Here is a 13,347-nt window from a genome sequence, read left to right as displayed (position 1 = left end):
CGCATTATCTGTGGTGTGGACGCGGTGGACCATATTCTTCTTCCCAAGTACGTCCTCGATACCACCGGCCTGGCTCAATCGGTACGGCAGCGGCTGGCCGATGAGGTGGATGTGCCGAGCTGGATGTTGTCGAGCACGAGCGCGATCTTGCCGAGCGATCGTTATCTACGGTTGTGGGAGTTGGCCGAGCACGAGCTGGACGATCCGGATGTCGCACTGCGGGCCGCGCTCGCGTACGTACCCGGGCAGTTGGGACTGATCGACTATCTCTTCATCACTGCGCCGACGCTGGGCGAGGGCCTCGCACTGACAGGGCGGTATATCAGCACCTCTACGACCAACCACCAGTTCACAGTCGTCGAAGAGTCCGAAGAGTCCGAAGAGCAGATGAGCGTCGACCTGGGCCTGCACCAAGGGGAAGGCCGCGGGCGCGATCTGGCCGTCCAGGTCGCCTTGGCGGGCACGGTGACAAAGATACGTCGCATCACCGGCCGGCAGGTGAACCCGGTGCGCGTCCGATTTCGGCAAAGCGCGCCGCCTCGGCACGATCATTTCATCGAGCTGTTCGGCACGGCCCGCGTCGATTTCGGCGCACCGACGAACCGACTCACCTTCCGGACTGCCCACCTCGCATTGCCGCTGCCGACCGCCGATCCCGTGTTGGCGGCCATCCTCCACCATAGTGCGGGCGCCATGGCACAACCTCGGATCACCACGTGGTCCGAGCGACTGCAACAGGTGCTGGCCGCCATGATGGACGACGGCACGGTCACGATCGATCCAGCCGCGCGACGCATGGCCACGAGCAGGCGCAGTCTGCAAAGGAGGCTCGCTGAGGAAGGAACCACCTGGCGACGAGAGATCGACCGAGCCCGGCGCAGGCGGCTGGAAGAGCGATCCCGAACCTCGCCCGCAACAAACAGGACCGAAATGGCCCATTTGCTCGGCTATTCTGACGCACGCTCAGTCGATCGCGCATACCGACGCTGGTCTACCCAACCCTGACCGTCGACCTCGGGGATGCCGCGTCGGCTCCAGCCGGGTCGCCCCACCGGTATCCATGGCCGCGGATAGTACTGATCAGCCCCGGCCGATCCAACTTGGCACGCAGCCAGGTGATGTGCACGTCGAGGGACCGTGATACCGAGACACACGCGTCCCCCCACACTCGATCCATCAACTGCTGCCGACTCACTGCCATCCCCGGCCGCTCCACCAGGATCCGCACAAGCTCGAACTCCTTGCGTGTCAGCGGTATCGGCTCGCCCGCCACTTCGACACGCCGCGCCCCCACATCCACCCGCACATCCCCGGTCACAATCACGCCGTCCGCGGCCGGACCGATATCGGTGACGATGTGCCGAGTGGCTTTCTCCAACCTCGCAATCAATTCGCCTACCCGAGGCGGCCTCACCATGCAGTCGTCGGCGCCACCGCGCAGGGCACGCACGACCGAACGCTCGTCGGCGTGGCCGGCCAGGATCACCACCGGTGTCGAACTGATCGCTCGAAGCTGCCGCAACACCTGCAGCCCAGGGATATCTGGCAAGGCGAGATCGAGGACGATCGCGTCATACCGGTGATGGGACGTCAGCACGTCCAGACCCCACCGAGTGCGATCAGCGTGGAAACCTCGCGCCATCAGCGCGGTGACGACTGTGTCTGCGATGTGGTCGTCATCTTCGACCAGAAGTAGCCGCATCACCCGTCCCCGGTGCTTTTCGGTCGTTGTCCCGGATGACAACACCGTCGAGAAGGTAAGCGTGCGTCGCGTCCGGGCTATTGGACAGGACAGAACGCGCCGATTCGACGTCAATCGATGCCATCTTCACAACTCGGCCGAAACCACAGCGAAGCACCGGGCGGCCGACTCCCCGCGTGGATATTCCGCTGAACTGCCCTGCCTCGAATCCCGAGTCGCCGCGCCCGAACGGTTAAGGTCCGAGCCGTGGCCGAAGGATGATGGCGGCGGCAAGTGCCGTCATCGGCGACACGCAGATGGTCCTTGGGAGCCGAGATGTCCTCGGCCGCCACCGACTCGAGAACCGCGATGGCCACTGCTGTCTCGCGGTCCGAACCACATCCCGAGACGTGGTCACCGATAGTCGAGCGGTTCAACCGGGCAAGTATCGGAACCCTAATCGCCCAACCATTGCTCCGTGGCACGGTCGGGCTCGGGTTGGCAACGCTAGCGCGGATCGGCGGCCATGGCCGGCTCGAGCAGATGCTCCGGCTCGGCCGCCTCATCGACTTACCCGCCACCGTGCTCGTCCCGCCGAAAGGCACCGAACGCCGGACCGTTCATGTGGAAAAATTCCGCGCCGAATGGTTATGGCACGACGGCCTCGCCGACCCACGCCGGCGGCAAGACTCGGCGCTGCTGTACTTCCACGGCGGCGGGTACATCAGCGGCGGCCTGAATACCCATCGGCGCCTCGTCGCCAAGATCGCGCGGGCCAGCCGGATGCCCGCATTCAATGTCGACTATCGACAGCTACCCGACGCACACTTCACCGAGACTCTCGACGACGCAGTCGAGTCGTATAGGTACCTGCTCGCACAGGGCTTCCCACCCGAGCGCATCATCGTGTCCGGCGACTCCGCCGGCGGCGGACTCGCCTTCCGGCTGGCATTGGCCACCAGGGAACGTGGGTTGCCGATGCCCGGCGGCATCTCCGCGATCGCACCATGGGCCGACTTCGATTCGACAACCCGCAATACCCACCCCAACCGGTACCGCGATTCCTACATACCCGCCCAGGTTCTGGAAACAATCGCGCGGCACGGCGTTGCCATCGATGGCGAACTCGACCCGGCATGGTCGTCGGTCAACCACGACTTCACCGACCTACCACCAGTCCTGATCCAGGTCGGCTCCACCGAATGTCTGCTACCAGACGCGCAGATACTGACCCGACGCTGCGCCCAAGCGAATGTCCCCATACAACTGCAGATCTGGGATCGCGCACCGCACGTCCACCACATCGGCTCGGATCTGCTCTCCGACGCCCGAGCCGCGATCCGCGATCTGGGGCAGTTCCATCGCCAGGTGATCACCGGACAGATTCCGTCGGCCGGAGGCCGGATGTCCGTGTGCGACCGACGAAATACCGGCCGCTGAGGCGATGGCGGTGCAGAGATGTCCTCGGCCGGCGACGCCGTCAGACCGAAGTAATGCGATGCCATGCCATGTCACAGTCCAATTTCCGGGTCGGCCGCCGGTGCACTACCGGGCCGACTCCGCAGCAGCGCACGCTTTTGCGATGGCAGCGTGTGCCATGGGGCCGCCACCATTCTCATCGACGACGATGTGCGCGAAGCGCTGCGGCCCATGCCCTATCAGCGGCTCTGGCGACCAGACCGGACTGATACCGCCTGCCGCAGCATCTGACGGGCTCGGCCGCTCAATTCCCCTGTCTCACCAACCAACTCGACATCCGACCGACCCTGAACCCGAGCGGCGATGGTCGGCCACTCTCTTCCCAACAATGGAATGCGGCACTCTGGCGACGGTAGAATCTTTCGGCACATCGATGCGCGATCGTCGCGCTCGTCACTACTTCGGCGAGCAGGCATGATCACCGTGACAAGAACGAGGAGTCGGCGTGAGCGAGTCGCTTTGGGCCGATTCGGACGCGATGCGAGCAAAGTCATCGGAGCTGCGTCAGGTCGCCGCCGAGACGGCCCGGATGTTGGCAGAACTGAAGGCGGACCTCACGCTCAAAGGCGAGTTCTGGGGTAAAGACGAGCCAGGAAAGATGTTCGCGGAGTCGTATGTTCCCGGTGCCGAACAGGCGATGGAAGGCATGGAGAACCTGGTCGACGCCATGCGCGCAATGGAGCGCCAGTTCACCGAGGCGGCCAACGCTTTCGACCAGGCCGACATCGGCGGTGCGCACGACATCACGAGCACGAACTCGGCCCTGAACACGGGAGATCTCGACCTATCCGGTCTGCGGGGCTATCAGAGTCCGGTATCGCAAGCGGCTTGGCCTACGTATACCGACCCCGACACCGGGTATCGTCCGTATGCTGGCGGCTCGTCCGCGCAGGACAACCCCCGGCAGTCCTCCCAGGCACAATCTCCGTCCGCGCAATCGCCATCCGCACCATCCCCGTTCGCGCAATCGCCATCCGCACCATCCCCGTTCGCGCAATCGCCGTCCACACAATCCCCGTCCGCACGATCCGCCGACCCCCAGTCGAGCACCCCGGCCGGTTCCGATGGACCCGGCCAGGACATGAGTGGGAACGGAGGCAGCAACGAGCCGCGAGTAGGCACCGCAGAGACCGACCCCGCCACAGCAACCGCGCCGCCGAACACCGCCAATGCGGGCGCCGGCCCGAATACCCCCGCCACGAAACCCGCCAACGGATCGCGCGTGAATCCGGTGTCCACCAACGAGTCCGGGCCGGCGCGACGCACGGCAGGGTCACCGGGGGGTACACCCTGGGCGGGAAACTCCGCGAGCAGTCCCTGGTCGAAGGCGCCGGCTGCGTCGACACCGGTCACTCCGCCGGAGAATGGCACTCCACCACGGGTTTCGCCGCCGCGACGCCCGTCACCGCGACCGGAGCCCGAGAAACGTGCAGTCGATCAGCGCCCCCGTGCTACTCCGCAGCGCCCCGCGCCGCGACCGCGGACGACCGGCCTCGAGGCGATGCGGATCGCGCGCGAGATGGCCAGCAGGCACAACCTCGAGATCCGCGGATTCGAAGATGCTGGACTCCACGAGCACACGGTGCGACAGATCGCGTCGGCTCTCGACCACGTGCTCGGCCGCTACACCATGCCACTGTGCGGAATCGAAATCACCCATCTTGCCGGCGCGCCGTCATGTGTGGAAAACCGCAGCACGACAACGGAATCCGGCGATCCCGCACCATGGATCGTGCTGGACACGGCCGCCGCAGCGGATCCCGTCCTGCTGGCCGGGCCTGCCGTCGCCGGATCGCAGTCGACCGATGCCATTTCCCAGGAACGACCGATGTACGCGACGATCGTGCGCGCTCTCGGCGGCGTGCTGGATATCTCCGGTGGGTTCCGGGCCCGCGCCGAGGCCCAACGTGCGCTGATCACCGAATATCTCCGTGTGCGTGGCGGTAAAGGCGATACGCTGGCGCGGGTGGTCGGCGGCTACAAGCGGTGGCGCAGCGACTTGGGCGACAACTGCTTCCGCCACAGCGTGTTCGCACCCGCTGCCGCGCTGGCGGAGTCATTCGCGACCATCGAGCTGGACAGCGAAGCGGCCGGCGGTCCCCAGAAAGTCCTGCATCGACTGCTGGTGACGATGGCGAGAGCATCCAGCGCTGACATATGAGGCCGGGTCTGGTGACCGAATCCAAGTGCAGGACAATGATTTTCAGGAAGGAGATCAGCGTGGACCGATGGAAACAAGAGGCCATGCGGTCGGCCAACAATGGGTTGCGCAACCAGATCGAGCATTTCCTCGACGCCTACGAACAACAACGGCCCCGGCTCGCCGAGATGTTCCAGCGCATGGAAGCCGTTCGTGTACAAGCGAACTCGCCGGACCAATCGGTCGAGGTGATCGTCGATGCCGGGGGTGTGCTCACCGACCTGAGGCTGACAGCCTCCGCCCTCCGTAAGACTCCCGAGCAGCTCGCCGGGTACATCGTCGAGGCAGTCCAGGCAGCGGCACGCAGTGCCCGTGAACAGCACGAACACCTGACCGCTTCTGTCGGCAGCGAGGTCGATGCGATGCCCGACCTCACCGACATCGCGCCCGAGGTTCCCAGCATCCACGACGTTCGCGCCTTCTTCCGCGACGACGAGAACCAAGCGAGGTGACCATCGCTGTGCACGATCGTCGAGGGATCGCCCCCAATTCCCAAGCATGAGAAGAGAACTCGAGGTAGCGGCGCAGGTGTAGACAAGAATAGTTTGTGGTGAATCTGTTGGTGGCGGCAGTACGGGATTTCCCGTCCGGATGAAACGTGATGGGGTCGGGCAGTAGATGGGCCTGGAGTTACCACCGTGGCTGCCTCCACCGGTAATCGAGTGCGTAGCAGGGCACTTCCCGCGCGGCGACGAAACCGTGACTCGATACGCGGCCGACCATTGGTCGGACAACGCCGAGCAATGCCGCACAATCGCCGACCAGCACGACACCTTTGCCGAGCAGACGCCCAACGCCACCCGCGGCGAAGCGGGCGACACGGCCGCGCGGAAACATCGGGATCTGGCTACGAAGTTTCGTGCACAGGCCGACCACCACGACTCGCTGGCCGAACAGCTGTACGAGGGCGCGAACAACACCGAACTGCAAAAGTACACGGTCATCGGGTTCGCGATATTTCTGGCCATGCAGTTTATCCGCGCCTCGATCATGTTCTCTCCGGCCGGCGCGGCGTTCGAAATGTACATCGACCGTATCGCGACGGAAACAGCGCTACAGATCGCCAGGCGGAAGTTCCTGATCTTCCTCGCCGGGCAATCCGCGAAGTACACAGCCCACCGCGGCACGATCGTGCTGGCGGGCAAGGCGGGGTTCTGGGGAGTCGTTCAGGTCGGCGGCCTCAACGTCGGCGTGCAAGTGGGTCAGATAATCGCCGACGACCGCAAGACATTGGACAAGCAAGCTGCCATAGTTTCCGCCGCCGCCGGTGGTATCGGCGGCATCTTCGGCGCGATCGCGGGCAAGTTCATCGGCGAGCGCTGGATCACCCCGAAAACGGTCGCACTCGCAGAGAGCGCCAGTAGCACCGCCGCACAGGTGACCTACCAACTCGGCGGCATGGCTCTCATCGGCGCCTCCGGTGGACTCGTGGGTGGCATCACCGGCGCCTACACCTCACTTCGGCTCGCAGGCCAAGAGGTCACCCTCGACGCCCTGGGCGAGAGCCTGATACCGGCCGTTGCCGGTGGTTTCCTCGGTGCCGCCGCGCACGGCGCCGCCGACATCCGCAGTGGCGGACGCGTATCGGCGCCCGCTGCCTCCGGCATCCAGCGCGCCGCCAGGGCTGTCGCCGCCACCACTCTGGCTGCCACCACTCTCGGCGTCGGTACCCCCGCTGTGGCCGCCACGAATGCCGCCCCACGTGCGACTCCGCTTACCGAGGCACTCACCACCGCACTCGTCCAGCACGGCATTTTGCGCGGCGGCAATCCAGCCGAGGTTCACCAGCAGCTCGACCAGCTTGTTACCCTCCTTCGCCAGCCTGCGGCCGAGCTGGTCTCGCGACCAGCGCCGTTCGTGCGCGAGGACTACAACATCAGCATCTGGACGCCCAAGGATCCGGATGCTCTGTTCTCCGCTGGCGTCAACCAGGTGGGGGCCGACCCGATCGAGCACCCCAGCGGCGTACAACTGCCTGCGAACACCGCACCGCAGATCCAGTCGGTGCACACGGACGGTAACGGCCGCGCCCCGACCACAGAGGTCAATACCGTCGGTGCGGCACATCCCGCCGATTCCCCCGCAGCCAGTGGTGCGACGCGAAGTCCTGCGGACAACAACGTCGTCGGCGTGCGCCGGCACCCCGATGATCCAGCGGCGCAGCCGATTCAGCAGCCCGATCCCGCGCAGGCCGCTGCTGGTCTGCCACCGCCTCCCGCCGACCACGAACCGGTCAACATGCGTAGCCAGGTCGACGAACAGGGTCCCGGTCACGCCGAGCCGAACTCCGCCCCGCCGGTCGATTCCGAGACCTCCGCTGCGCATCCCACCGCCGAGCAGCCCGCTGCTGGTCCGAAACCGCATCCCGCCACCCGCGAACCGGTCGACACGGATATCCATGTCGACGACCACGCCGCCACACCACCAACTGAGCGGCAAGCTCTCGGCCCAGACGACGCCGCAGGCGCACCACCCCCTGTCGAACCCGAAGCAACCGGCGGTCCGCGAGCGCATCCCGCCGAATCCGACAGTGAACAGCCGCAACCGATCCCGACGGCTCCTGCTGGTGCGGGGCATGGGGAGGGTGCGGCCGCGCATCCCGTGGATGCCGGCCCGGCTCGTGCACGTACGGAGAGCCCAGCCGGGTCGCCACGAGGCGCGGATCGCCACGTCGCGGCGGAGGCGAGCTCCGCGCAAAGGTCCGAACCCCGCGCGGCAGTGTCCGCCAAGGCCGACACCCCGCCGCCGAATCTCGGCGGGCCGCACAACCAGCGGACCACTCCGGGTGCGGTGTCTGCGTTCGGCCCCGAAAAAGCGGGCTGGGTACAAAAACCCGCCGAGTGGAAAGCGAACAATTCCGGGTCCGCACCGGAACTCAATGCCGTCGATGCCCCCATCGCCAGGGCGCGCGACCTACCCGGCTCCGCGAAGAGCTCCGAGAGCCCTGCGGACATCGACGGGCTCGCCGTCGGCCCGGAGCCCACGCCGAAGAGCCCGACCGGGCATCCGGAAGCGGACGGAACCCCTTCGGAAGCAGGGCGTTCCAGCACGAACCGCGACACCGACGGCTCCTCGGAACACCCTGCGACTTCCGAGACGCGATCCGATCAACAGAAACCGGCCGACGAAACCGGGAATGCGCAGCAGCCGCGGACCGCCGAGCCGGAATCGACGGCAGATCCGGCGGACACAGCGGGTCGGGCAGGCAAACCCGAGACCGAGGAACAGACCACCCCTGTCGACGAGTCGAACAGTCGATCGGATGACCAGTCGGGCACGCGATCGGACAACGAGCAGACGACCACCTCGTCGTCGGATCGGTTGCGGCAAATCGCCGAGGACATATTGCGGGATTACGAGGCTCGCTCGGGGCCGGGCATCCCGGAGGCACAGCGGTTGGTGAATGCCTCCAACGAAACCCTTGTCAAGATGTTGGGCGGTGACCCGGCCGATGCGACGGCCGCGCTGCTCGAGGTGATCCACCGCGGTGAGGGCAAAGTGCTGCGTTGGACACAGGTCGCGGCGATGTTGGCCATGCGCGATGGTGTGGTGAACATGGATGCCGGTGAGGGCAAGTCGCTGGTCTTCATGGCCCACGCGATACGCGAAGCGTTGGAACATGGTGCGGTGCAGGTGATCACCACTCGCGACAACCTCGCCAACCGCGAATACGTCAGATACAAACAGGTTTTGGGTGCGCTCGGTTTCGACGTGGTGCGGATGAATCCGGACACCGCGCCCGCACCGCCCGCGAAAGGCAAACCCACTATCTATATCGGTACCCAGCAAGATGTGGGTTTCGCGGCGCTGCGCGAGAACTGGGTGCCCGGCCGTCGTGCCGCGATCGACGAGATCGATGAGGCACTTGTGCATGCCGACACCAACTACATTCTGTCCGAGGGGGCAGGCAAGTCGGCAACACCCGAGGTCACCGCGCAGGTCAACGACGTCCACAACTTCCTCGAAAAAGCCCTGGAGGGCGTCCTGGACGCCTCCGATTTCGGGCGCACGCCCGAACAACGCGGCGGGCCCGCGAATCTCACCCCGGAGGGCCGCCAGAAGCTGGAGCTGCAACTGGGCCACAAACTGACACCTGAGCAGCTGAGCCGATTGAACTTGGCGGCCGCCGCCAAATGGGAGTACATCGAGAACGTGCACTACGTTCGGTACGAAATCGACGGGCAGGAACGTATATTCATCATCGACCAGACCACCCATAAGGTGCTCTACGATCCCGAAACCTCCACCGAGAGCCGATGGAACGGCGGCCTGGCCCAACAGATCGAGGCCAAACACGGACTGGTCATCCGCGACGACCCGGCCAGTTCGAAATCTATTACCGCACAACGCCTTTTCAGCCAGGAAAACTATGACAAGGTGACCGGAGCCTCGGGCACCGCGCACGGGTCCGCGGGCCGGCTCAAGGAACTCCTGGGCAGCGATGTCACCGGAATCGACCGTTTCAATGCCTCGAAGCTCGAGGTCATGGCGGACGCGATCTCGCCGAGCGAGGCCGCGAAGTTGCGGGATATCGCTGCCGATATCAAGCAGATGCAGAAGACCGGCCGGCCACAGCTGATCCTGTGTGATCGCAACGATATCGTCGCCCAATTGTCCAGAATGGTGAAGGACGATTACAACGTCGAGCATGTCGCGGTGGACGCGAGATGGTTTCTCGAGCAGGGCACCCATGCAGAGGACGCACTGCAGCAGATATTCGACGCGGCAGGCAAAAAGGGCAAAGTTCTGATCATCAATATGCAGGGCGCCCGCGGAGTCGACATCCCGATCGATGTGATCACCCGGGAACTCGGCGGCCTGCATGTCGCGGTCACCGGCCGCTCGGCGCTGTCGCGTGATATCGACATCCAAGCCGAGAACCGCGCTGCCCGTAACGGCGATCCCGGCAGCGTCCGGTACTACACCTCCCCCACCGACGCCCTGTACGCCCTCACCAGTAACCCGCTGGTGCGCCAGGACGTCATCAAATACGTCAACGAGTACACCCAGGCGGCCGCCGAGCACCAGGCGAGGCCGAGCACCAAGACTCAGGCGCGGCTGAGCCAGGCCGAAGACAACCTTCGTACGCTGGTCGAGCCGCTGCAAAAGGAGGCGGCCGCGCAACACCAGCAGGTCAGGGCACCGGCCGATCACACCTCCGGCCCGAACACCCGCGCACCTCCTGCGGACCAGTCCGACGAAGACAAGCGAACCAAGCACCCACCGCCCATCAACCAGCTACCGCCGACATCGTCCGGTGGCCTACCCAGCGCTGCCACCGCCGGCCATCAGGAGCCCCTTTCCGGCAAAGTCGACAAGTGGCAGGCGGACGACACCCACACGCTGCTGCAGCAGGCGCAGGACGGCCATCCGTCCGCGGCACAAGCGTTGCAGCGACGATTCGGTCCCGCGACCCTCCAGCATGTACTCACCACGCTAGGATGGGATTCCGCGCACGGTGCGCCGGCAGCGCCCGTGCAGCAACTGGCGCACGCGATCAACTCGGCAGGGTTCCTGGCCGCACAGCAGGACAGATGGCAGGTCCCGCAGAACGGCGAACTCATCGACTGGCTGAGTGAGAAGCAGCGAAACGTGTTGTGGGAAGCGCTCGGTCACCTGGAGCACGCCCAGGTCGAACACTTCGCCGATGCACAAGACGCGCTGCGGCAGGGCGGCCACGAGCTCACCGAACCCCAACTCGCCACGGTCATCAGTCTGACCCAGGCGGTGCATGCACAGGCCCCGACCAGCGTGGTCAACACACTCGCAGCAGCTGCACCCCGTACCGCACTCGACGAACCCGCAGCGCCTACACCACATGCCGCGCTCAACGACGCCGCACCACACGCCGCACTCGACGACGCCGCAGCCGCACAAGAGGACCACGCAGCAGCCGACACGAACATCACACCGGCCGCAACGCACTCCGCGCCCGTGAATCCAGCTGCGACGCGGACAGCGAACTCCGCACCAGCCGACCAAGAAGCCCCAGCGCAGGACGAGCACCTCGACACCCCGACGCCGAATGAAGACATCACCGAAACCAGCACACCCACACCATGGTTCGGTTCCACACCCACCGCCGAACCGGGTGGTAAATCATCCAACCAGAACACCGGCCGGCGTAACGACCGAAACAAAAAGCCCACACAGCCGAAGCAGGTACCGGGATCCTCCTCCGAGGAGGCAGGCGAGGTCCAGGCTCCCAAGCCGGACCTCGCACTGCGCCCGCTGATCACCGCCGACGGCAGCGCAGGCAAACCCCTATCCGGAAACCCTGCCCAACCAGCGGTCAGTTCGAATCAACAAGCACAACAACCCATTACCAGCAACGCGCAGGTAACGGCTCCGGAGACCACCGGTCCAGGAAACCCCATGCCCGCGCCGGCCTTCGACGCCTCCGACCTAGCTGCGGACCTCGGGATCGCCGGGCCGCGACGCCGCAACGCGACGGGCTCCCACGTGCCCTCTGAGCCGGAATGGGCCCTGGCATTCCACCATCAACCCGATGGCACGGAGTGGGGCGCAGGCACCCCACAGCCCGAGCACAACCAGGGGCCGGCAACCGGCGGCGCGCAGCTCAATCCCGATTCAGCTGCCCTGCAACAGCTCCGCGCTCAGCTGAGCACCGCGCGGAACGTGCGCGCGGTGGTCGCCGAGATGCTCTCCGTGGAAGCGGATCTCGTGCATCCGGAAGCGTTGCGGCAAGCACTGAACAGCATCCAGCAGCGGATCCAAGGCGCGAACATCCCGCCACAGGCCGTGGCCGTGGCGGCGGGCCCGCTGCTGGAATGGATCGGATCCCGACTGGATCTCCATCACCGCGAACTCGGCGTCGCGCGCGCAGTTGTCCCAGCCCGTATCAAGGCCTTGATCGAGGAGAAGCTGGTCGAGGAGGACCAGGCACTGGACGATCGACTGACACAACTGCTCGGGCTGTCGGAACCGGGCCCCATAAGCGTGGTTCCCGCCGACGATGGACTGGCTGTACTGCGTCAGGTGGCCGAGACAACAGGGTCACCGGAAATCGGCCTGCTCATCGGGGCGGCGACGAACTTCTTCGATCGCTACAACGTCGAAACACCGCTAAAGGCACCCGATGTCATCCAGGTACACGCGATCCGCTCGCAGTTGGCCGATGCGTTGGGAGTCGCGCCGAATGACGTGGGCCGCGAGCAGGCAGAGGAGCTCTCAGAGCGGGCCGACTCACCCGAGATCGCGCTCACAGCCGAACTGTATCTGTGGCTCACCACAAGAGAGTTGGGCCGAGAGCCCACCGAAGCCGATATTGCCGAGCTTGCCGGGGTAAGCCCTCAGTTCGTCAGCACAGTATTTGCCAGTGCCAGGCCGCTGTATACCGAACAGGCACAACGGGTCCTGGTCGCTGCCCAGTGGCTCGGACGCCTGGAGAAGTTCCGGGATGTCATCGATCCGGCCTTTATCGGGCGATTCCGGCCCCCGAGGTTCGTCAGCGGCGAGTTCGTACCCGGTGTGTTCAGGAAGCAACCGCCACTGAGTGCAATAGCAAAGAACACCGGGGTTCCCGCGCACGATATCGATGCGATACTGCGCGGGACGAAGAGCAGCGACCGAGCACACCAAGTGCGCGCCGCGGCCGCGGCCGCGGGCTACTGGCACCACCCGGCCGGGCCTGATGCCCAGGCAGAGGAACCATCCACCGCCGCACCGGCCGCCGGGTCACACCAGCAGAGCCCCGGCACCGCCGAGGCAAGCACGAACGACAGCGTAGAGCATGACCGCGGCCCGGAAGGCCATCCGTTTCGGGTTCTCGACGATACGGGGCTGTCCGGCGACCGTGAGGTCGACTCGGGGTACTGGGGGCACTACGGCGCAGCGGGTGTGCTGGTCCGGCATGTGAATGCGGACGGTGTGGAGCGATTCCTGATCTGCAAAGCCAGACGCGGTTACTCGCAAGGCAGGTGGCAGCTTCCCGGCGGGGCCTTGAATTCACTGGAAGAACCGGCCA

The 13,347-nt window shown here is 65.5% G+C and carries 6 protein-coding genes (1 of these 6 only partly in view); 5 read left to right on the top strand and 1 reads right to left on the bottom strand.

The window, feature by feature from the left end:
• Positions 1-15 precede the first annotated feature (15 nt).
• Positions 16-1,005 carry an AraC family transcriptional regulator gene (locus AB0M74_RS31150; protein ID WP_366529879.1) on the top strand — a complete coding sequence of 330 codons (990 nt, stop codon included), beginning with the start codon at positions 16-18 and terminating at the stop codon, positions 1,003-1,005.
• Here the strand turns inward: AB0M74_RS31150 and AB0M74_RS31145 are convergent.
• Positions 992-1,702, bottom strand: a complete 711-nt coding sequence (locus AB0M74_RS31145) for a response regulator transcription factor (RefSeq protein ID WP_366529878.1) — start codon at positions 1,700-1,702, stop codon at positions 992-994. The two genes, AB0M74_RS31150 and AB0M74_RS31145, sit on opposite strands and share 14 nt — an antisense overlap.
• A gap of 348 nt (positions 1,703-2,050) precedes the next feature.
• Between AB0M74_RS31145 and AB0M74_RS31140 the strand changes: the two genes are divergently transcribed.
• From AB0M74_RS31140 to AB0M74_RS31125, 4 genes are all read left to right on the top strand, one after another.
• Positions 2,051-3,121 carry an alpha/beta hydrolase gene (locus AB0M74_RS31140; protein ID WP_366529877.1) on the top strand — a complete coding sequence of 357 codons (1,071 nt, stop codon included), beginning with the start codon at positions 2,051-2,053 and terminating at the stop codon, positions 3,119-3,121.
• Positions 3,122-3,605: 484 nt separating this feature from the next.
• On the top strand, positions 3,606-5,321 hold the full coding sequence (locus tag AB0M74_RS31135; RefSeq protein WP_366529876.1) for a hypothetical protein: 1,716 nt from the start codon (positions 3,606-3,608) through the stop codon (positions 5,319-5,321).
• A gap of 59 nt (positions 5,322-5,380) precedes the next feature.
• Positions 5,381-5,812, top strand: a complete 432-nt coding sequence (locus AB0M74_RS31130; protein ID WP_366529875.1) for a YbaB/EbfC family nucleoid-associated protein — start codon at positions 5,381-5,383, stop codon at positions 5,810-5,812.
• Between the two features lie 247 nt (positions 5,813-6,059).
• A protein-coding gene (locus AB0M74_RS31125) for an MFS transporter (protein WP_366529874.1) crosses the window boundary here: on the top strand, positions 6,060-13,347 show its 5' portion. 23,225 nt of this gene lie beyond the right edge of the window; the window shows 7,288 of its 30,513 coding nt (coding positions 1-7,288); it begins with the start codon at positions 6,060-6,062; its stop codon lies off the right edge, out of view.

This window comes from Nocardia sp. NPDC051463 (assembly GCF_040681975.1).
Classification (GTDB): Bacteria; Actinomycetota; Actinomycetes; order Mycobacteriales; family Mycobacteriaceae; genus Nocardia.
This window is presented reverse-complemented; position numbering and strand designations above follow the sequence as displayed.

What these genes read in the sequence shown, in the direction of transcription:
- AB0M74_RS31145 (WP_366529878.1), bottom strand. Translation starts at nt 1,702, where the DNA reads ATGCGGCTACTTCTGGTCGAAGATGACGACCACATCGCAGACACAGTC.
- AB0M74_RS31140 (WP_366529877.1), top strand. Translation starts at nt 2,051, where the DNA reads ATGGCCACTGCTGTCTCGCGGTCCGAACCACATCCCGAGACGTGGTCA.